The organism is Paenibacillus sp. FSL R7-0128 (assembly GCF_038002245.1).
GTDB lineage: Bacteria > Bacillota > Bacilli > Paenibacillales > Paenibacillaceae > Paenibacillus_AQ > Paenibacillus_AQ silagei.
The window spans coordinates 1,380,782-1,401,006 of sequence record NZ_JBBOCD010000001.1 but is presented as its reverse complement, the minus strand read 5'-3'; the positions used below and the strand labels follow the sequence as shown (position 1 = coordinate 1,401,006).

Below are 20,225 nucleotides of genomic sequence, written 5' to 3'. Positions count from 1 at the left end.
TGTACATAGTGCAATCACCCGTTAGCAGTTGCACGGAATCATCAGCGGTTGCGTTATCGTCAGGGAAATCGTCAGTATCTCGTTAGCGATAGCGTATTCGTTAGCGGAATCTTCAGTATCTGCGATAGCGGAATCGTCAGCGTTAGTAGTTACGCCTCATTCACCCGTTAGCATTCTCCGCTGCCATCCGCCAGCTTCCTCCAACCTTCCGCAGATGCAGGACCGTAACCTCACCTGGAGCCGGTGCTGCTGCGGTATAGAATGTCACGCCTTCGATGATCCGCGCCAGCAGCTGCCGGATGACACCGCCGTGGGTCACCAATAGCACACGATAAACCACGGGTGCCTGCTTTGACTCTAGCTCCCGTGCTGTGGTCTTTGGCATATCTCTTCCTTGGACGCACTCTTCTCGACTTGCCGAATCCGCACCTGGCAGCGCAGCAACAGACCCTGTTGCGTCTGTCTCTGCTCTTGCTTCAATTCCTAGCTCTGCTTCCCGCTGGAGTTGACCCCAGACAGCCTCCACCCGGCCCGTGAAGTCCTCCCATGACTCCCCTTCCGGCGGCGTTACCGATTCGGGATGATCGATCCAGTTGCGGTAATGTCCATTATCCTGTAGCTGCTCATAGGTGCAGCCTTCCCAGGCACCGAAATCCATCTCCCGCATCCGGGAATCATAGACCGCCTTCTGCTCCAGGTGCGGAGTCAGGATTGTTAGAGTCTCTCGGCACCGGCGCAGGTCGCTGCAATAGACTTGCTGAAATTCCCCGCTAAGTGCAGACTGCAACCGAAGATCAGCAAGCCGATGCGCTTCCCCCGGTAGCAGTGGGAGATCTGTCCTGCCTAAATAGCGCCGCTCCTTGTTCCACTGCGTATAGCCGTGACGCAGCAGCACCAGTTCCATTTGCACTGGCTGTAACAGGTTTCTTGGCGCGCTGGAATTTCCCCGAGGAGAACCTCCACTCCATTCTGCTTGGCAATGGTCAGCTTTCACCCCGCTCAGCCCCCGATCCCGTGCCATAGCAGAGCAACGGCTGCACAGATGCAGACAAATATTGCGGATGACCACATCATCATCCGCGAAGTCACAATAATATCCTCCGGCTCCATCGTCCGCAGCGGATCACCCATGTAAGCGCGGAAGGAGACGATGCCATGGTATACATTCTCGCCGCCCAGCCGGATGCCGAGGGCCCCGGCAACTGCCGATTCCGGATAGCCGCTGTTCGGACTGGGATGAAGGCGGGCATCCCGGCGCACGGTGCGCCAGCATCTCCGCCAGTCCAGCCGCAGGAGCGCAGCACATAAGGTTAAGAGCAGTGCGGTCAACCGCGCCGGTATGTAGTTGGCGACATCGTCCAAGCGGGCCGATGCCCAGCCGAGGTCGCGGTATTTATCGTTCTTGTAGCCGACCATGGAATCCAGCGTGTTCACCGCACGGTAAGCCATAGCCAGCGGCGCCCCGCCCAGCAGGGCGAAGAACAACGGCGAGATGATTGCATCGACGATATTCTCTGCGACCGTCTCCACCGTACCGCGCACAATCTCCGGGCTGTCCAGATGAGCCGTATCCCGGCCCACGATCATCCCCAGCGCCCGGCGCGCGGTGTGAATATCTCCTGAACGCAGCTCGGTGTATACTGCCATGCCTGCATCCTTCAATCCCTTGGAGGCGATGGTGGTCGAGATCAGCCAGACTTCGGCAAGCCCGGCAAGCCAGGGAGACAGGCGGGCGAGCAGCATAACAAGCAGCGCGGTCAGCGCCCAAGCGCCGCCCGCCACCAGCAGCGGAAGAAGAATACCGGCACGCTTCAGAGCACTTGGAGCTGCGGCGAAGCGGCGAATCCCCCGCTCCAGAGCACTAATGACCTTCCCTATGTAAATAACCGGATGGGGCAGGCTGCGCGGATCACCAACCACCCGGTCCACAATATAAGCAGAGAGCAGGATGATAGCAAGCTTCACCTTGGCTCACCCCGCCGCTCTGTATAGCAGTCCGTGTTCGTCATTCCCGGCCGCCGCTCTGAGCGGCATGAGGCTGAGCAGACCGTGCATCCTGTGAAGCTTCCGCGTGTACTCCGTATGCTTTCTGTAACACATCCGCTTGTACTCCGTGCCCAACCTGCGATACCTCAGCGTGCCCCCCATGTGCAGCCTGTAACGCTCCCGCGTGTACTCCTTGCTTTGCCTGCGATGCTTCCGAGTTTACTCCGTGTACAGCCTGCAATGCTTCCGCCTCTGCCCTGCTCTCGGATTGCGCTGCCTTCACCGAACGCAGGCTCTCCGTCACCGCGCTGTACACCAGTCTGCCAATGGCTCCGCCGAGGTCAGTCGCCGTTCCGGCATACACATGCTCCGCAGCATAGCGGCGGCTTCCGCTCACTGCGATCACAATGGCATCCGTAGTGGTTCCCGTTGCGCCAAGCCCATTCTCGGAATCCGTGATTCCGAGGTCTGTCAGCGCCGCAGCCTTCGCTTCCGTGGCCGTCATGATAGCATTGACCATGGCCGACTGGGACAGCCAGCCGTCGATGCCGAGCATAATATTGATTGTGCCCGCGCGGTAGGCTGCCAGCACGCTGCGCTGCGACCCGGCCCGGGCAGCATTGCCCGCAGCCGCTGTTACGCAGCAGAAAATCCCCGCTGATCCCGTATCCTCCTCGGCAACAGCGGCGTGCTCCAGCGGAACTGCTGTCATCAGACCCGCGCAGCCTTCCAGCGGGTAGCCCCATTCCTGAAGCTTGTTTTCCAGATCCTGCACCGGATTGCTGCATTCGTAGTCCCGGCTGACGTATTGGTTCACCGCACGTTTCAGACGCCCCGCGCCTCCGCCATATACTGCACTCGATATACTATCCGCTTCAGCCGGAAACTCCATCAGCAGATGGCCCTCCCGCCATTCCAGCGTCAGCCCGGGCCACACCTTACTACGGTACGTCTGCTCCCCGTCTTCGGCCTTAAAGGGCAGCTTTACCTTCGCTTCCTGCACTTCCTTTACTTCCTTCATATCCTTCGCTCCTCTCCGTTCGCTCCGATTAGCCCTCTTCGCGCGCTCGCAGCCTGCACTGCCGCCGTTCTTGCTCACAATCCCGCCCGCAGCAGCTCCCCCATCTGCCGCAGCAGGCGGTCGTTGTCTACGCGGCCCTTGACCGCGACGCGGATATGCCCGGCTTCAAGGCCGGGGTACATCGCGCAGCTGCGGACGAGGATGCCGCGCGCACCCAGGCGCTGCTGCATCTCCTGCGCGCTCCACGGAGCGGGCAGCCGCAGCAGCAGGAAGTTCGCTTCGCCCGGCGGCACGCCGCAGCCGAGCTCAAGCAAGCCCTCCCGCAACCGCTGCCGCTCGGCTGCGATCAGCGCGCGCGTCTCCTGCCCGTAGCCGTCGCCGCAGCGGAGGCAAGCTTCCCCGGCCAGCAGCGCCAGGCCGTTCACGCTCCAGGTCACCTGCTTGCCGCTCATGGCCGCGGCAAGAGCCGGATGCGCGGCAGTGAAGCCCAGCCGCAGCCCCGGAATAGCAAAAAACTTCGTCATCGAGCGCACCAGCACCGTATGACGGTAAGCCCCCAGCTCCGGCAGCAGAGATTGCCGGTCCGCCTCCGGGATGAAGTCGATGAACGCTTCATCCACCGCCAGCACCGTCCCGCAGGTCTCCGCCTGCTGCGCGAGCTGCCGCAGCGCGTCCAGCGGATACTGGACGCCGTTCGGATTATTCGGCTGGCCGAGGAACAGCAGATCGACCTGCTCCAGCAGGCCGGAGATGCTGTCCACGGCAGCCCGGTAATCCGTCCGGCTGGTCCCCTGAACGGACAAGACCTCCGCACCGAACTGCTCCGCGAGCTGGCGGTACTCGGAGAAGCACGGCTCCACGATGCCCACCCGGCGCGGAGCCACCGCCAGCAGCAGCAGCGCCATCGACTCTGCCGCCCCGTTCGCCACGGTAATCCAATCCGTGCCAAGACCCAGGTCCTCCGCCAGCAGCGCCTTCAGCCTGCGGTGGCCCGGATCGGGGTACGCGGTGACCGCTGAGCCCGCATCCCGCAGCAGTTCCAGCACACCCGGCGGCGGACCCAGCGGGTTAATATTGGCGCTGAAATCCAGGAAGCCGCTGCCGCTGTCCCCGTATAACTCGGCTGCGGTCAGCAGATCACCGCCGTGGCCGTATTTTTCAAGCATATGTATAGCCTCCATGTCCATATTTCCCCATTGTATATATCCGCCGCGTCCATCTTTCCAGTCCTATATATCTTCCGTGTCCATATTTTCCCATCATACATCCTCCCTGTCCACACTATTCATAGTCCATTCAAGCTCTATCAGTTCATTCAATTCTATGTAAGGCCCGCTATACTAATCCATAGCTCCAACGCCGTTCTCCCAATTATTGGCCAATTCCCGGAAATTCGTCAATGCTATATCGCCTATGCACCCTGCCTTGAACCCGTAAACTTTCTGCATAGCCCCGTAACCCCGACTTGATCTCAAGGCTGATGCTATTTGTGACGGCCGCTGCGAACTGCGAATACTCTAACTGCACTTTCTACAACTAAAGGGACCGATATTCACGCGGAGTGCGTTTTAATTGCAGTTTGTACATCTAAAACTAACCCTATCTCAAATAATAGCCGCATCTCCTATTTTTAATTGTACAAAGTGCATTTAAACGGATAAACCCGCTGATTTCCCATCCTTTAGTTGCACGAAATACATTTAACTGCTATATACATGCCGCACCTGTTCATGCTGCTCAGACACTCATCCGTCAACCGTTTCAATCCGCCACCCACGCCAATTCATCTTATTCCCCTATCCTACCCGCCAATAGCCCCCGCCCCTCCACCCGCCATTCCCGTTCCTTTTTGAAGAAATCTCTCTTTTAGTTTAGAATAAGTACAGCAGTTTACTATGGTCACGCGGAGGAATCACGAATGCTTTTTATCGATAATACTGGAATTACAGACGCATCGATCAATCTGGCCATTGAGGAGTTTGCGCTCAAAAACCTGCCGATGGACGAGAGCTACCTGCTCTTCTATATTAACAGCCCGTCGATCATCATCGGCAAGCATCAGAATACGATCGAGGAGATCAACCAGGAGTATGTAAAGGACAACAACATTCAGGTCGTACGGCGGTTGTCCGGCGGCGGCGCGGTGTATCATGATCTCGGCAACCTCAACTTCAGCTTCATTACCAAGGATGACGGCCAGTCCTTCCACAACTTCCTGAAATTCACCCAGCCGGTCATCGACTATCTGAAGTCTATGGGCGTGAATGCCGAGCTAAGCGGACGCAATGATCTTCAGGTCGGGGAGCAGAAAATCTCCGGCAACGCCCAGTTCTCCACACGCGGACGCATGTTCAGCCACGGCACCCTGATGTTTGACCTGAATCTGGACGATGTGCAGGCTTCCCTGAACGTGAATCCCGAGAAGTTCAAGTCGAAGAGCACCAAGTCCGTGCGCAGCCGGGTCGCCAATATCAAGGAGCTGCTGGGCAATCCTGACATGACGATTGAACAATTCCGCGAGGGGCTGCTGCGCTCGATCTTTGGCATGGAGGCCGCTGATGTGCCGCAGTACAAGCTGACGATGGACGACTGGGTGCGGATCAATGAAATCTCCAAGGAGCATTACCAGAATTGGGACTGGAACTACGGTCTTTCGCCGAAAAGCAACGTGAAGCACACCCGCAAATTCCCGGCAGGGCTCGTGGATATCCGCATGGATATTGAAGATTCGGTCATCCGGGAGATTAAAATCTACGGCGACTTCTTCGGCGTCGGCGATGTGGCAGATGTGGAGAACGCGCTGCGCGGCAAGCGTTATGAGGAAGCAGAGGTCCGCCAGGCGTTGGCTGATCTCGATCTGAAGCATTACTTCGGCCGTATTGAGCCGGAGGACTTCATCGGACTTGTGTTTCTTGAGGAATAGCTTTTAAAAGAACCCCGCTAACCTGCCGCATCCTGCGCAGAGCTAGTGGGGTTCTTTGCCTTCGTATGCTTGCCGGGTTCGCTGCTATACAAGCACGAACACATACAACACCAGCGCCAGCGTAAGCATCACGCATACTTTCTCCACCGCGTTGCCCTTCTTCGTGCCAGTGCTCATCAGCTTCAGCCGCAGCTTAAATGGAATCGGAGGCAGCGGGGTGATCCCGCGCTGGGTCAGGGAGTCGGCGAGGAGATGCAGTCCGTAGGACAGGCTCCCGGCAATCCACAGGCTGCCGCCGTCATTCATGTCAAGGGAGACGAAGTACAGCAGCGCGCCCCATCCGGCAACGGCATACAGCGTATGCGTGATTCCCCGGTGAGGAACTATGGAAGCTACGACCAGCACACAGGCGGCGATATAGTTCCATGGATCATAGGCATCGGCAAAAGCAAACAAAGCCAGCGCAATCAGCAGCATCACCAGATGCCGCAGCCTGCGGCTGGGCAGGAAGGATACGCTGCCCACCAGCAGCGCCAGTGCGATATTCCAGGGCGGCTCCGCTATCCCGGCAAAATAAAGATAAATGCCCGCTCCGATCAGCGACACCTGCAGAATACGCAGCAAAAACTCCGGCACGGCCTTGCGTACCAGCATGGAATTCGGCTCGTCGATATCGGGCAGCAGCGAGCTGACGACGGCGACAGCAACAGCAGGAAGGGTAATAGCATGCCCTAGCAGGCTCATGGCGGACAGGGTAACCCCGGTGCTGATAACTAAATGGGATTTGCCCATCATGGTGAATCCGCTCCTTAGATGAAAGTATAAATGCTTCTGGATGTCTTGAAATAAGAACAGGTGTGCGGTTACCGAAGTATACCAAGGCTTTCCTTTTTTGTCCAGCTTATATGTAGTTTCCAGGCTCTTCACGCCCGCAGGGCCAAGGATGCCGCACAGTTTCGGCTTGTCCTGCCCCCTGTTTTAGGATACAATTTGGACAACTCAACTGGCCCTGAAAGGATGAACCCTGTGAATCGCTCCCGAATCGCCGATCTAAGTCTGCTACTGGTGGCGATGATGTGGGGATGCACGTTTCTGATCGTGCAGTCTGCCGTGCGGGTGCTTCCACCACTTGCTTTTAACAGCATCCGGTTTACAGGTGCCGCCGTGCTGCTGGCCTTGATTACCGCTGTCTTCTACCGCCAGGAATGGCGTAAGCTGAGCTTACGCATGGTGATGCATGCCCTGCTGCTGGGCCTCTTCCTGTTCCTCGGCTACGGCTTCCAGACCGTCGGGCTGCTGTACACCACCACCTCCAACACGGGATTTATCACCGGGCTGTCGGTGGTGCTGGTGCCGTTCCTGTCTCTGGCACTGCTGAAGACGGCCATCTCCAGATATACCTGGCTGAGCGCCGGGCTTGCAGCGGGGGGCTTATATCTGCTGACCTTTACCGGCTCTGCCTTCTCCCTGAATAAGGGCGATGGCCTGATTCTGCTCTGCGCCGTGGCTTTTGCGCTGCAGATCGCGTATACCGGCAGATACGCACCGCGTTATCCGGCCCTCCCGCTGGCGGCGCTTCAGCTTGGCTTCGTAGGCCTGCTCAGCATCGCCGCCTCCCTGCTCGTGGATGGAAGCGGCCCGCTGCTGCATAGCGGAGAGCTGCTCCGCCAGCCGGAGGTGCTCTCTGCTATGCTGATCTCCATCGGCCCGACCAGCGCCTTCGCCTTCTGGATTCAGACGGCCTGCCAGAAGTACACCACCCCGTCCCGGGTGGCGATCATCTATGCCATGGAGCCGGTGTTCGCTGCCGTCACCGGCCTGCTCTTCGGCGGAGAGACGCTGGGCGTATCCGCGCTGCTCGGCTGCGGCTGCATTCTGGCCGCAATGCTGCTGGCGGAGCTCAGCCCCGCTCCGTCAGGAACGCAGGCGGAGGGCTGAGCCCGAATCCGCGAACCCTTTTACCAGATTAACATTAATAAGTTCCATTGCTACAGACAAAAGAGCCGTGCTTCCGTCCCCCTTCCTATAGAAGTTATAGCGGATAGCCGGACTACAAACCATACTTAGGAGAGAACCCAAATGTACAAATTGATTGCCATTGATATTGACGATACCCTGATTAATGACGACAAGGAAGTGACCCCGGCCACCCAAACCGCGCTGGAGCAGGCTGTAGCCGCTGGCGTAGTAGTTACTCTGGCTACCGGACGCGCTTATGCTTCCGCCCAGGCGATTGCCCGCCAGACCGGTCTGAACGTGCCCATCATCACCTATCAGGGGGCGCTGGTGAAGAATCTGCTCGATGAAGCAGTGCTCTATGAGCGTTATGTGCCGCAGGATGCGGTGCGCAAGCTGTTCCAGTATTGTGTGGAGCATGATCTGCACCTGCAGACTTATATCGACGACAAGCTGTATGCCCGCGAAGAGAACCAGAAGCTGATCGATTATTCCACCCTGAACGGGACACAGTACTACATTGAACCGGATTGGGAAGCGAAGCTCGTTCCGCAAAAGACACCAAAAATGCTCATCATCGACGATCCGGATTTCCTGGATGAGCTGTCCCCGATTTTGCGCAGCCTGCTCGGCGATTCGGTTCATATTACGAAGTCCAAGCCGCATTTCCTGGAGATCATGCACCATGAAGGCACCAAGGGCCTGGCGCTTGAATTCCTGGCTAAGCATTTCGGCTGCGACCTGTCCGAGACCATCGCTGTAGGCGATTCCTGGAACGATCATGAGATGCTTGAAGCTGCCGGCCTCGGTGTCGCAATGGCGAACGCCATTCCAGCCTTGAAGGAAATTGCCGATTTCGTTACCCTCAGCAACAATGAGGACGGCGTGAAATACGCCATTGATAAGTTCATTCTTAACGCAGGTCAAGAAGCATAAGCTCCTGCAACAACAGCAGAACATCTTATGCTAAATACCCCCACAAAGTGGGGCTTTAGCTTCGATGTATATTCAGGTACTTTGCGGGGACCCCAGAACATCTAAATTATCTTTCCAAAAAGGGTGGCCCCCCGCAGGTTCATGGTACGAACTGCGGTGCGCCACCCTTTTATACTAAGTAGAAAGGAAGTGCCTTCATGGAAGAGATTTCGAATGAGGAACAACTGCAATCCATAGCCTCTATACAATCGACAATCCGTAAGCTTGAGAGCGCCTTAACCCAGATGACACACAGGGGCACCAGCACAACTCTGGTTCAGAAACGCCTAAATGCTATGCACATCGGGTTAGCTGTTCTGGACCATGTCTGGAATCAGAAGCCGCTCTCTTATCCCCCTGCCGAGCTGGCAGAAGCCCGTCATGTTCTTCTCGGGTTAACCCCATCCGTAGAATCCAGTTATGCTAAGTCTAAGGCCGGGAGCCCGCAGCGGACGCTTTTGGACAGAAGATTGAAGGCGCTCGGACAGGTCATCCAGGCCATGGGTACTCTCTAAGAAGCTAGGCTATAGGGGCTAAGAGTTCCTCCGCCGCCTCCTGCTCAAGCTGGGAATGATACAGATCCGAGTACCGTCCCTCCGCCGCAAGCAGCTCCTCATGTCCGCCCCGCTCCACAATCTCCCCGTTCTCCATCACCAGGATGACATCGGCATTCTGGATCGTTGAGAGCCGGTGGGCGATCACAAGCGTTGTCTTATCCTTCATCAGCTTACGGATCGCCTGCTGGACCATTCGCTCCGACTCATTGTCGAGGGCAGCCGTAGCTTCATCCAGCAGCAGAATCGGCGCATTTTTGAGCATCGCTCTGGCAATGGACAGCCGCTGCCTCTGACCGCCGGACAACCGGGAGCCATGCTCGCCAATATCCGTGTGTATGCCTTCCGGCAGCTCCGTCACGAACTCATACGCATTCGCCTGCCGCAGCGCCTCGATAATCTCTTCGTCTGACGCACCGGGCTTGCCGCTCTCGATATTGTCCCGGATGCTCCCGGAATACAGGCCCGACTCCTGAGGCACATAGGCGAAGTAGCTGCGCAGCTCTGCCAGCGGTATTCCGCTGATCGGACGGCCGTTGATCGCAACCTCACCTGCATCCGTCTGGTAGAAGCCCAGCAGCAGCTTGAACAGGGTGGATTTCCCGCCGCCGCTCGGACCTACTACGGCCATTTGCTGGCCGCGTGCCAGCTCCAGACTAACCTTGTTAAGGCTCTGCTTCTCACTGCCCGGATAGCTAAATGACACCTCTGCGAGCTGAAGCTCCCCGAACCCCGGCAGCTCCGCCTGGACCTCAGGCAGCACCTCAACCTCAGCAGGCGCATCCATCACCTCGAAGATCCGCTCCGCCGCACCCAGCGACTGCTGCATGGAAGCAACCAGGCCCGGCAGGGACGAGAACGGCCCAACCAGATAATTCATCAGCTGAATGAAGGCAATCATCGCCCCGACCTCAAGTCTTCCATTCGCCACGAACCACCCGGCAATCACCAGCGCCAGCAGGAAGGTCAGATTCCCCAGCAAGGAGGAGATCGCTCCGGTGGCTCCTTCGATTCTCGCTTTCTTTTTCTCTCCTGAGGCAATATCCTCACTGTAGCCAACATATTGCTTCTGCAGCCTACGCTCCATGGAGAATGCCTTGAACACCATGCTGCTGCCCAGAATATCATTCAGAAAAGCCGTAGTCCGGCTCATACTTTCCTGCACCCGCACACTGTTGATACGCATCGCATTGCCGAAGATTTTACCGGTCAGGAACAGCAGCGGTCCAATGGACAGGCAGATCAGCGCCAGCAGCCAGTTAATATAGAGCAGATAGCCGAAGGAGGCTACCGCCAGCAGCGGGTTGCGCAGCAGATCCAGCATCACCTGCCCGCAGGCTTCCCCCACCGACTGATTGTCATTCGTGAACCGGGACAACAAATCACCGGAATGATTGCGGTCGAAATAAGACTGCGGCAAGGCCAGCGTATGCCCCATCATGTCCTGACGCAGCTCATTTCTGATTTTGGCCGATACATTGGTCTTGAGATACGCACTGACGAAGGTATTCAATCCCGTAACCAGCAAGAATAGAATCCCGAACCAGGTAAGCCCCTTGAACGCCTCCACATCCAGCCGGACCGCAGCATCCGTAATCCGGGCCAGGAACCAGGCCATCGTAAGATCGAGCACAATACTGAATAACGTCACCAACAGCAACACGGCATAAATCAGCTTATGTCTAAGCATGTATGTACTTAATCTGGCAAAAGCACCTTTCTTCTTCACAACATCAGCTCCTCTTTAGAATTCTGCACCCCGCACCTTGGCATATACCTTGCTGTCATGGAGTTCCCCGTCCGGCTCACGGGTGCTTTTGCGGAGAATGCCATCCCCACTGACACATCGTTTTAGTATAGTACCTCCTTCTCTTTTTGAAAATAAAGAAATATACGCATCATATTCATAAAACTGGAAGTCGACCCCGTCGTGGGCTCACTCTCTGCGGCTCCGATGCCACTAGTGTACTAGACCCCTGGCAAGGGCCCCAGCGGCGGGGGGCGGATTCCCGTATCGGTCTTAGGGCTGAAATACATTGGAAGATAATCACTTGAAGAAATACAGGGGAGAACCTCTCCCCTATTTGCCTGCGGCTATGCCGGATAACAGAAGTTCAATCGCATTGACATGCATAGACGCATATTGATCGCTGCTTAAGTTGGGCATGGCTAAACATAGCTGGGTTGCACCTACAAGCATGGACAATATGGCGAAGCTCAAGGACTCCGCATCCGTTCCTGTGAAGAGTTGCTGATCCACGCCTTTTTGTACAGCTTCATTGATAGAGTTAGGGATCAGCTCCAGACTTTCTGCTACTTTCAATGTCTTGGGCGAGTCCTCCGGGAGTGTCTTGAAGTACTCTTCAGCTACGGTCAGCAAGGGATTCTCACATTCTCTGCCAAACAGATCCGCCAGCGTTAACAGCTGATGGGCAGGCGAGAGAGACTGATACTCAGCACTATCCCACTTGAGTGACAACTGCTCCACATAATCTTCGAGCAACTGAAGGAAGATGTCCTCCTTATTTTTAAAGTGATGATAGAGGTTGCCTTTGCTGAGGTTCGTAATTTCACACAGACCGTCCATGGTCGTTCCTTTGTAGCCGTTCTTAATGAATAGTGTGCGGGCCTGGGATAGAATGAATGATTTCGATTCATCAGCCTGTAATCTTTGTCTAGCCATCATAGCCTCCTGGGGTTGTTCTTAAGTTTCGTTGTACCCTATCATATCTGAATTCCCCCTGAACTCAAACTAATTCCCCGGCGGCGCAAGCACAATCAATTCAATGGCTTCATACACGCCCCCGACGACCAAAAGGAGAATAACCGGCAGATAGAGCCAGGCGCTCTGGATCAGGCCTTGTTTGTATCCGTTCCAGCGGGAAGCGAGTCCGATACGGCGCGGAAACAGAAAAGATCTTCCCTGGATAACGATGGCGAACATAGCAATAACGTAGGCCTGCTCTTCTATCAGCAGTGTCAGATAATGCGGGAGCAGTCCTGTAACACCATTAAGCGGAGCAAAGGTCATCCCCCAGAAAATAGCGCGGTATCCCCCCATGATAAGCCCCGCAAAAGGGATCACCAGCGAAGGCAAGGTCATGCTCAGGAACGTGCCGAGAATCAGATTCACCAGGAACGTATATATGCCCGCCAGTCCTACATTTCCGTTCGTATAGGCAGCCACCACCGTCGATTCCAGCCAAGGGGCCGAGAGCTGCTGATTGGCATTATCAATCGTCTTCGCCTGCAAGTCGGGGAATATAGCCGTAACAATCATGGTGAGCAGCAGCAGCCCGTAGAATATAGCATTCATCAGAATGAAGGCCTTCTTGTTCTCCTTAATAATCTCGATGGGCTTGCGGATGAATTTTAGCTTGCGTACAGATTGCTTCATGGTGACCCTCCTGGAAAATGTATTGTAACACTACCGACTAAATAGTCGGTAGTGTTACAATACATGAATTCTTATGCTTCGTCAATCTGAATATTGTATACTTGCACCAAGCATGGATGGTTGATGGAGAGAGGATGAATGAATGGTCATGGCCAAAACACATATGGAGGTAGTAGCAGAAGAGCAAACACGGCAGGAAACGCTCCGGCTGGCCCGGCTGATCGAGGCTCATGTTACACGTGACGGGACTGCCGAGACAGCGATACAAGGATTGTACTTCAACCGCTACTCCAGAACAGAGCCGTCCGATTACATGTACACGATGCAGTGGCCAACCGTGGGGATTGCAGCGCAGGGGACCAAAATCATCAAGATCGGCAAACAGACCTCCGAATACAGCGGCTCACGTATCCTTGTTGCGCCCGTAGCGGTGCCCATCAGCATGCAAACGATTCAGGCAAGCTCTTCGGAGCCTTTCCTTGGAGTAGGCGTCTATCTCGATCCGCACAAAATCGCTGCGCTCATACCGAAGATCTACCCGAACGGTCTGCCAAAAACCGGCAAGCGCAGCGCAAGCTATGTGCTGGAAGGTGAACCGGCCTTGATCGGCGCGGTAGCCCGGCTGGTCGCGTGTCTGGACGAGCCCGGCGATAACGGCCTGCTGGCCTCGCTTGCAGCGGATGAGATTTTCGTCCGGCTGCTGCGTAGTCCAATCGGCGTGTATGTGGCCGAGACTGTGCTGGCCGGATCGAATGTCCAGCGCGTCGCCAAAGCGATCGATTGGCTGCGGAGCCACTTCGCGGAATCACTGACTATTGCCGAGCTGGCCGCCATGGTTCATCTCAGCGAATCCTCGTTCCGCGAATATTTCAAGTCGGTGACCTCAATGAGTCCGCTGCAGTATCAGAAGGCGCTCCGGCTTCAGGAGGCGCGGCGGCTGATGCTTTCCGGCGGGCGGGATATCACAACAGCTTGCCGGCTGGTCGGGTATATCAGCGATTCCCAGTTCAGCCGGGATTACAGCCGCTTCTTCGGCAATCCGCCGAGCCGGGATATCGCCAAGTGGAAATCGGGCCTCATCTCCTGAATGCTACCCAGCAAGCCCTCCGATCTTGTCAACGGGGGGCTTTTCCGTTGAATCGGGCAAGAAATCAAGCAGAACAGTCAAATGAAAGGGTATCGGGCCGTCTATACTGATCTTATCCGGATAAGCCAAGCGGCGAGGCGGAAATCATCGTTGGAACAAGCTGCTTTGTACAGGGATTTAGAGGCTTGATTCTATAAGGAGGATACCGGAATGCGGATTTTTGTAACGGGAGCAAGCGGCTTTATCGGGTCGGCAGTGGTCCGGGAACTGCTTGAGGGCGGACATGAAGTGGCCGGGCTGGTACGCTCCAAGGAAGCGGCCGAGCGGCTGGAGGCGGCTGGAACAAGAGCTGTTCGCGGCTCTATTGAGAATACGGAGCTTTTGCGCCGGGAAGCAGCTCAGGCCGATGCTGTTGTGCATACGGCATTCTATCATAAGTTCTCCCATGCCGGCCTGCCGGCAAAACTGCGGATTATGCTGGGCGGAAGTCCGGGGCGGGCGGCGGCCCGTTTCATGGCAGCAGCAGTCGGCACGGATTGCCGCGCCATTCAGGCATTGGGAGCCGGGCAGTCCGGGCGGTCTGGAGCGCTTGTAATTGCGATCCCCACTATGACGCTCACTCCCGGAAGGCTGGCGACCGAGGAGGATGCAGGAGATGCCTCATCTATCGGAGGAGGACGGGTGGCGTCGGAGAAGGCTGTGCTCGCACTTGCCGGATCCGGCGTCAGGGCATCGCTGGTACGTCTGCCGCCGATCGTATACGGCAACGGCGACCAAGGCGGCCTGCTGCCCTCCCTGATCCGGGCCGCAAGATCCAAGGGCGCTGCCGCCTATATCGGGCAAGGAACCAATCATTGGCCCGCCGTACACCGGCTTGATGCGGCGCGTCTATTTAGGCTGGCCGTAGAGCAGGCTCCGGCGGGCACGCGGCTCCATGCTGCCGGGGAAGAAGGCTTGCCCTTCAGGCAGATTGCCGAGGCGATTGCCCGGCAGGCGAACTTGCCGTCCAAGCAGATTCATCAGGAAGAAGCCGGCTCCTATTTCGGCTGGCTGGGGCCGTTTGCGGCAACGGATAATCCCGTGTCTTCAGCATTGACCCGCGAGCGTTTCGGCTGGAACCCGCAGGAGCGCGGCCTGCTGGCCGAAATCGCACAGGGTGATTATTTTACAGGCCAGTCGCTGCGTTAAGCAAACCCCATAAATAATCGTACAAAGAACAAAGTTACTGGCTATGGAGCATGGAGCCCATCCCAACAAAAGAAAATTATAATTCTTAAACAACGAGCAAGGGCCTTCCAAAAAGTCAGTACAAACTAACTTTCTGGAAAGCTCCTTTTTGGGTTATCCGTGAACCTGTTGCTTCCCTTCAATACTCAGATCTGCTCCCGGCACAGCGGAAGCCTCATCCCCGTAACGGCCAGCGTAACCTTCTCCGGCAGAATATAATCCTTCTCCAGATTAATATCATGCGACATATGCGTGTAGACCGCACGGCGCGGCTGAACCGTCTCCAGCAGGTCAGCGGCTTCGGTCATATCATATACAGAGCGGGTAGATAATTCAGCTGCCTCGTAATAAAAGCTGGTTCCCAGCACCAGCAGGTCCGCTCCATGCATACGCCTGGTTTCCTCCGTGGTCAGAGAGATCGAGTCCGGGCAGTACACCCAGATATATCCCTCCTTCTCCAGCCTGTAGGCATAGGAGTAACCATTCTTGCCATGGTTCACCCGCCATGTGCTAATCTGCCAGCCATCCAGCGTAATGCCGTCATCGCAAGGGATCATGTCGATATGCCCGCTGAGCCACGGGTATTGGCGCTGGATGACGGGAATGACCTCCGCCGGAGCGTACAGCTCTCCCCGGAAGCCCATCCAGCGGCAGCTGTCCGCCCATTCCGGCAGCCCGCCGATATGATCGAAATGCGCATGTGTCACGAGCAGACGCTTCATGGTGCGGTTCCCCTGCAGTTCCATCTGTCTCCGCCAGTCCGGTCCGCAGTCAATCGCCAGGAAGCCGCTGCCGTTATCTATAAGCACAGAAGAACGCAGGCGGTTATTGCGCCCAGTAGTTCTTGCTTCCGTACAGGTCTCACAATCACAGTAGACCCGGGGTACACCCATGGCATCCCCTGTTCCAAGGAACACTAATGTATCCATATGCCTGCCCACCTCATCGTCTTTTTTCTCGAATATCCGTCAGTTCATTATAGAACAGCAGCCGGTCCTTTGCACCCCGGCCTGTAAGACAGTAAAGAGCCGTCCTTCAGCCTGATCCGGCCGGAGAACAGCTCCCTTAATCCTTCGCACTCCACAATAAGCAGGTGTCTCCTAATCCTCTTCCGTCTCAACTACCCGCCTAGATCCCGGCCAGCACCTGATACCATATGCCCCGCTTGGAGTACAGCGTGGTGCGGACTTCCTCCCAGCCGCCAAGATAGCTGATATCGAACAGCCCGGCAGGAACCGGATACTGGCTCTCATGTGCCGCATAGACCTGCTGGTTCACGGGACGGAAGCCGAACTTGGCGAATATCTCCTGCGCCTCAGGCGTCGTCAGATAATCGACCAGCGCTTCTGCGGCCGCACGGGTACCGTGCTTATCCGCGTATTTATCCACCACGGCCGCAGGATTCTCAATCAGAATCGTATTGCGGGGGATGATCACCTCATACTTCACACCCTCTGCAATCCGCGCCAGCAGCTCATTCTCATAAGTGACGATCACATCGCCCACCCCGTACTCGAAGGCAGCCATGGAGGCCCGCCCGCTTTTATCCAGAGATTCGACGTTCCTGTGTATGCTCTCCAGGAAGGCCTTGGCAGCCGCAGGGTCCTTCGCCCCCTCCTGCTCCTCAGAACGCTTCAGACCCGCCCCGTAGATCGCGTTGATGTCCCACTGGGCACCGCCGGAGGTCTTCGGATTAGGGTAGAGCACCTTCACCCCCGGCTTCGCCAGATCGGCAAAATCATGAATTCCCTTCGGATTGCCCTCCCGCGTTCCCAGGGCCACAACCGACCGCGTCACCATGCCCGCCTCGCCGCCTCGCTGCTTCCAGTCCTTCTCCACCAGACCGGCCTTGACCAGCTTCCCGACATCGCCTTCCATGGCAAGCAGCGTAACATCCGCCTCGAAGCCGCCGGCAATCGCCCTCGCCTGGGTTCCGGAAGCCTCATAGGACTGCTGGAATACGATAGTCTGACCGGTATCCGCCTTCCACTTCTCCGCGAACCCGGGGAGAATCTCGCCCATGGCATCCTTCACCACGCTGTAGGTACCCACCACAAGCGTTAGATCTCCCTGCGGCGGTGCACCTGCCTCTCCTGCAGCCTGCTGCTCATTCCCGCAGCCGGCAGCGGTCAGGGTGAACACCGCCAGCAGTAAGACCGTCAGCCATCCGTGCAGTTGTCTGCTCCTTCTGATAAGCCTCATACCGGCGACACATCCCACATCATTTATTTTTTAGATAAATACAGGCATCGGATCTTTCTTAAGGCCATTCTCCTGAATCCAGCTCCGCTCCTCATTGAACAGGTAGGCGCGGTGTACCAGCACAGATATTTCCTGGCCCGGAGTCAGCGTTTCTTTCTCCAGAGAGCGGTAGGTGACCAGCTTATGTCCATTGATCTCAACTTCCACCAGCCATTCACTGCCGCGGAAATGCAGATGCTTCACAACGCCTTGCTCCGTGGCCGAAGCTATTTTGAATTCATGCAGATGGCCCACCTCAATATATTCCGGACGGATCAGCGCCTTGGTCGGCTTACCGCCGCCTGCGCCTTCGAAGCCCTTCAGCTCGGAAGCACTCCCGATCAGCGTCGATTCCCCAATGAAGGTTGCCACGAATGGTGTCTTCGGCTCTTTATAGATATCCCAAGGCGTACCCTTCTGCTCCAGCCGCCCCTGGTTAATGATCATAATCTCATCCGCTACTTCAATCGCCTCATCCTGGTCGTGGGTGACGAAGATAGAGGTGATCCCGACACGTTCGATCAGCTCCCGCAGCCAGGAACGCAGCTCCTGGCGGATCTTCGCATCAATCGCCGCGAACGGCTCATCCAGCAGCAGCAGCTGCGGCTCAGGGGCCAGCGCCCGGGCAAAAGCCACCCGCTGGCGCTGCCCCCCGGACAGCTGATGCGGATACCGGCTCTCGAAGCCCTTCAGTCCGGTCAGCTCCACCAGCTCGGTGACGCGGTCACGGATGACTGACTTACTGGCTTTCTTGACTTTCAGGCCGAAGGCGATATTCTCGAACACCGTCATATGCTTGAACAGCGCATAGTTCTGGAAGACAAAGCCGATCTCACGCTCCTGCGGCGGAAGATGGTTCACCGCCCGGCCGTGGAAAATAATCTCGCCGCTGTCCGGCGTCTCAAGGCCCGCCAGCATCCGCAGGATGGAGGTTTTGCCGCCGCCGCTTGGGCCAAGCAGCCCAATCAGATGGCCTTTGGTAATGCCGAAATGGACATCCTTCACCGCATGAAAATCGCCAAAATGCTTATCGAGTCCCCGGACCTCTACATGCATAATTAGTGCCCTCCCTTTCTTCTCTTGCTCCATTCCATAAGCAGCAGCAGTCCTGCGGAGAATGCGGCCAGCACCAGTGCTATCCCGCCCGCAGCCGTAACATTGAAATTCTCGACATCCTGATAGACCAGTGTGGTAGCCGTCTGGGTCCGGTTCATAATATTGCCTGAGACGACGAGCACTGCACCGAACTCACCCAGTGAGCGGGCCACCGTCAGAATCACTCCATAGATGACCGCCCAGCGGATTGAAGGCCAGGTCACCTTCCAGAAGGTCGTCCAGCCATATGCGCCAAGTGTGGACGCGGCCTCTTCCTGCTGGGACCCGATCTCTTGCAGTACCGGCATCACCTCACGCACCATTAGCGGGAACGTGACGAACAGCGTAGCAATCACCATTCCCGGAAAAGCATACACAATCTTCACTCCAATTTGCTCAAACAACGCACCCAGCGCACTGTCCGGCCCGAGCAGCAGAACGATCATCAGCCCGCCGATAACCGGCGATACCGCATAAGGCAGATCCACGATGCTGTTCAGCAGGCTTTTGAGGCGCCGGCCCAGCCAGTTCGCCCGTACCAGATACAGGGCCGTCATGATCCCAAACAGCGTATTCAGCAGCGTCACAACCACTACAACATATCCGGTCATCAGCAGCGCATGCAGCGCCTCGGGCCGGGTCAGGGCGTTCCAGAAGCCGCTCCAGCCTTCGCTGAAGGCCCCCATTGTCATCCTGCCAAGCGGAGCTGCAATCAGGACGAAGAACACGAGGTAGGTCAGTCCAATCCACAATCTTCTCATGATCTTCTCCCCCGCATCTGCATGAGGCTGATCAGCCAGAGAATCAGGAAGGATAAGGTCAACAGAATGATCGACACCGCGGCAGCTCCCGCCGGATTATCACTTTCGACCTCTCCGAAAATATAAACAGAAGATACCAGCGTTCGCCCCGGAATATTGCCTGCCACGAGAACTACCGCACCGAATTCAGCGAGCGCCCGCGAGAAGGCCAGCATCCCGCCGCCGATCATGCCAGGTGCCATAGACGGCAAGATCACCTGTAGGAAGACCCTGCTTGGCTTCGCTCCCATCGTGTAGGCTGCCTCTTCTTCCGAAGCGTCCAGCTCTTCCAGCAGCGGCTGCACCGCCCGGATGACGAAGGGGAATGTGACGAAGACCATGGCAATCACGATGGCAGGCTGGTGAAAAACAATCGTGAAGCCCAGCGATTCCGCAAGGCCCCCAATCAGGCTTCCAGGGCCCAGCAGCAGGAGAATCATCAGTCCGCCAACCGCAGTTGGCAGGGCAAACGGGAGATCAACAAGGCTGTTCAGCAGCGCCCTGCCCCGGAACTTATAACGGATAAGGACCCAGGCGATCATCGTACCCAGCAGCACATTCGTAAGAGCCGCAATGACCGCCAGCTTGAGTGTTAACAGGACCGACTTCCAGGCAATCGGATCGCTCACACTTTCAGTGAAGCTTCCGAGCCCGGATGAGAATGAATTGTAATAGACCCCAAGGATCGGCAGCACAATCAGAATGACGAAATACAGTACAACCGTTGATCTAAATCCCCAGGTCCAGCCCTTGTGCCTGATCAGCGAATTCAATGGTCAACCTCCCACCTCCGGATAACCGGTCGGTATACTCGACTTTAAGGTTTGATTATTCCTATTAATATACTTGGTTTAAAGTTATTCCTACTTTACCAAATACCGCTTGCTGCCGTCAATTACTTTGTTAGTTTTTGGGTAAAAGTATACGTAGCACTTGTTATATCCAAACCAGAGAGGGGCTGTT

19 protein-coding genes are annotated in these 20,225 nt (G+C 56.4%); 6 read left to right on the top strand and 13 right to left on the bottom strand.

Annotation, left to right across the window (positions count from 1 at the left end):
• Positions 1-160 precede the first annotated feature (160 nt).
• From NST26_RS05900 to cobD, 4 genes are all read right to left on the bottom strand, one after another.
• Positions 161-904 carry a histidine phosphatase family protein gene (locus NST26_RS05900; protein ID WP_339254290.1) on the bottom strand — a complete coding sequence of 248 codons (744 nt, stop codon included), beginning with the start codon at positions 902-904 and terminating at the stop codon, positions 161-163.
• A 95-nt stretch (positions 905-999) separates the two neighbouring features.
• Complete coding sequence (cbiB, locus tag NST26_RS05895) at positions 1,000-1,965, bottom strand: adenosylcobinamide-phosphate synthase CbiB (protein WP_340978806.1); 966 nt, start codon at positions 1,963-1,965, stop codon at positions 1,000-1,002.
• Positions 1,966-2,005: 40 nt separating this feature from the next.
• Entirely contained in the window at positions 2,006-3,007 is a 1,002-nt protein-coding gene (locus NST26_RS05890) for an adenosylcobinamide amidohydrolase (RefSeq protein WP_340978804.1), read from the bottom strand.
• A gap of 74 nt (positions 3,008-3,081) precedes the next feature.
• On the bottom strand, positions 3,082-4,173 hold the full coding sequence (gene cobD / locus NST26_RS05885) for a threonine-phosphate decarboxylase CobD (protein ID WP_340978802.1): 1,092 nt from the start codon (positions 4,171-4,173) through the stop codon (positions 3,082-3,084).
• 752 nt (positions 4,174-4,925) lie between these two features.
• On the opposite strand from cobD, the gene NST26_RS05880 reads away from it, so the two are divergent.
• On the top strand, positions 4,926-5,930 hold the full coding sequence (locus NST26_RS05880) for a lipoate--protein ligase (RefSeq protein ID WP_340978800.1): 1,005 nt from the start codon (positions 4,926-4,928) through the stop codon (positions 5,928-5,930).
• Positions 5,931-6,014: 84 nt separating this feature from the next.
• Here NST26_RS05880 and NST26_RS05875 read toward each other — a convergent pair whose 3' ends face one another.
• Positions 6,015-6,725 (bottom strand): metal-dependent hydrolase, encoded by a 711-nt coding sequence (locus NST26_RS05875; RefSeq protein ID WP_036727589.1) that lies wholly within the window; start codon positions 6,723-6,725, stop codon positions 6,015-6,017.
• A 231-nt stretch (positions 6,726-6,956) separates the two neighbouring features.
• On the opposite strand from NST26_RS05875, the gene NST26_RS05870 reads away from it, so the two are divergent.
• From NST26_RS05870 to NST26_RS05860, 3 genes are all read left to right on the top strand, one after another.
• On the top strand, positions 6,957-7,868 hold the full coding sequence (locus tag NST26_RS05870) for a DMT family transporter (protein ID WP_340955454.1): 912 nt from the start codon (positions 6,957-6,959) through the stop codon (positions 7,866-7,868).
• A gap of 141 nt (positions 7,869-8,009) precedes the next feature.
• Positions 8,010-8,822: a Cof-type HAD-IIB family hydrolase gene (locus tag NST26_RS05865; RefSeq protein ID WP_209876570.1), complete on the top strand. Its 813-nt coding sequence runs from the start codon at positions 8,010-8,012 to the stop codon at positions 8,820-8,822.
• Between the two features lie 197 nt (positions 8,823-9,019).
• Positions 9,020-9,376, top strand: a complete 357-nt coding sequence (locus tag NST26_RS05860; protein WP_340978797.1) for a hypothetical protein — start codon at positions 9,020-9,022, stop codon at positions 9,374-9,376.
• 4 nt (positions 9,377-9,380) lie between these two features.
• Here NST26_RS05860 and NST26_RS05855 read toward each other — a convergent pair whose 3' ends face one another.
• The 3 genes from NST26_RS05855 to NST26_RS05845 all read right to left on the bottom strand — a co-directional run bounded on the left by NST26_RS05855 (position 9,381) and on the right by NST26_RS05845 (position 12,812).
• A complete protein-coding gene (locus tag NST26_RS05855; RefSeq protein WP_340978796.1) occupies positions 9,381-11,144 on the bottom strand; it encodes an ABC transporter ATP-binding protein in 1,764 nt (587 codons plus the stop codon).
• Between the two features lie 351 nt (positions 11,145-11,495).
• Positions 11,496-12,098, bottom strand: a complete 603-nt coding sequence (locus NST26_RS05850; RefSeq protein ID WP_340978795.1) for a TetR/AcrR family transcriptional regulator — start codon at positions 12,096-12,098, stop codon at positions 11,496-11,498.
• 69 nt (positions 12,099-12,167) lie between these two features.
• Positions 12,168-12,812, bottom strand: coding sequence for a hypothetical protein (locus tag NST26_RS05845; RefSeq protein ID WP_340978794.1), 645 nt, complete (start codon positions 12,810-12,812; stop codon positions 12,168-12,170).
• Between the two features lie 148 nt (positions 12,813-12,960).
• Between NST26_RS05845 and NST26_RS05840 the strand changes: the two genes are divergently transcribed.
• Positions 12,961-13,899, top strand: coding sequence for an AraC family transcriptional regulator (locus NST26_RS05840; protein WP_340978793.1), 939 nt, complete (start codon positions 12,961-12,963; stop codon positions 13,897-13,899).
• Positions 13,900-14,109: 210 nt separating this feature from the next.
• Positions 14,110-15,087 (top strand): SDR family oxidoreductase, encoded by a 978-nt coding sequence (locus NST26_RS05835; RefSeq protein WP_340978792.1) that lies wholly within the window; start codon positions 14,110-14,112, stop codon positions 15,085-15,087.
• 185 nt (positions 15,088-15,272) lie between these two features.
• Here NST26_RS05835 and NST26_RS05830 read toward each other — a convergent pair whose 3' ends face one another.
• The 5 genes from NST26_RS05830 to cysT all read right to left on the bottom strand — a co-directional run bounded on the left by NST26_RS05830 (position 15,273) and on the right by cysT (position 20,035).
• A complete protein-coding gene (locus NST26_RS05830; protein ID WP_340978791.1) occupies positions 15,273-16,055 on the bottom strand; it encodes an MBL fold metallo-hydrolase in 783 nt (260 codons plus the stop codon).
• A 199-nt stretch (positions 16,056-16,254) separates the two neighbouring features.
• A complete protein-coding gene (locus NST26_RS05825; RefSeq protein ID WP_340978789.1) occupies positions 16,255-17,328 on the bottom strand; it encodes a sulfate ABC transporter substrate-binding protein in 1,074 nt (357 codons plus the stop codon).
• A 30-nt stretch (positions 17,329-17,358) separates the two neighbouring features.
• Complete coding sequence (locus NST26_RS05820) at positions 17,359-18,423, bottom strand: sulfate/molybdate ABC transporter ATP-binding protein (protein ID WP_036727567.1); 1,065 nt, start codon at positions 18,421-18,423, stop codon at positions 17,359-17,361.
• Between the two features lie 2 nt (positions 18,424-18,425).
• Complete coding sequence (locus tag NST26_RS05815) at positions 18,426-19,223, bottom strand: sulfate ABC transporter permease subunit (RefSeq protein ID WP_076082476.1); 798 nt, start codon at positions 19,221-19,223, stop codon at positions 18,426-18,428.
• Entirely contained in the window at positions 19,220-20,035 is an 816-nt protein-coding gene (gene cysT, locus NST26_RS05810) for a sulfate ABC transporter permease subunit CysT (protein ID WP_036727564.1), read from the bottom strand. The genes NST26_RS05815 and cysT overlap by 4 nt, the downstream gene beginning before the upstream one ends.
• Positions 20,036-20,225: the final 190 nt, after the last annotated feature.

Coding starts and splice junctions, on each gene's coding strand:
- NST26_RS05890 (WP_340978804.1), bottom strand. CDS start 3,007: ATGAAGGAAGTAAAGGAAGTGCAGGAAGCGAAGGTAAAGCTGCCCTTT.
- NST26_RS05820 (WP_036727567.1), bottom strand. CDS start 18,423: ATGCATGTAGAGGTCCGGGGACTCGATAAGCATTTTGGCGATTTTCAT.
- NST26_RS05825 (WP_340978789.1), bottom strand. CDS start 17,328: ATGAGGCTTATCAGAAGGAGCAGACAACTGCACGGATGGCTGACGGTC.
- NST26_RS05850 (WP_340978795.1), bottom strand. CDS start 12,098: ATGGCTAGACAAAGATTACAGGCTGATGAATCGAAATCATTCATTCTA.
- NST26_RS05815 (WP_076082476.1), bottom strand. CDS start 19,223: ATGAGAAGATTGTGGATTGGACTGACCTACCTCGTGTTCTTCGTCCTG.
- NST26_RS05845 (WP_340978794.1), bottom strand. CDS start 12,812: ATGAAGCAATCTGTACGCAAGCTAAAATTCATCCGCAAGCCCATCGAG.
- NST26_RS05875 (WP_036727589.1), bottom strand. CDS start 6,725: ATGATGGGCAAATCCCATTTAGTTATCAGCACCGGGGTTACCCTGTCC.
- NST26_RS05835 (WP_340978792.1), top strand. CDS start 14,110: ATGCGGATTTTTGTAACGGGAGCAAGCGGCTTTATCGGGTCGGCAGTG.
- NST26_RS05860 (WP_340978797.1), top strand. CDS start 9,020: ATGGAAGAGATTTCGAATGAGGAACAACTGCAATCCATAGCCTCTATA.
- NST26_RS05865 (WP_209876570.1), top strand. CDS start 8,010: ATGTACAAATTGATTGCCATTGATATTGACGATACCCTGATTAATGAC.
- NST26_RS05880 (WP_340978800.1), top strand. CDS start 4,926: ATGCTTTTTATCGATAATACTGGAATTACAGACGCATCGATCAATCTG.
- NST26_RS05900 (WP_339254290.1), bottom strand. CDS start 904: ATGGAACTGGTGCTGCTGCGTCACGGCTATACGCAGTGGAACAAGGAG.
- NST26_RS05830 (WP_340978791.1), bottom strand. CDS start 16,055: ATGGATACATTAGTGTTCCTTGGAACAGGGGATGCCATGGGTGTACCC.
- cobD (WP_340978802.1), bottom strand. CDS start 4,173: ATGCTTGAAAAATACGGCCACGGCGGTGATCTGCTGACCGCAGCCGAG.
- NST26_RS05840 (WP_340978793.1), top strand. CDS start 12,961: ATGGCCAAAACACATATGGAGGTAGTAGCAGAAGAGCAAACACGGCAG.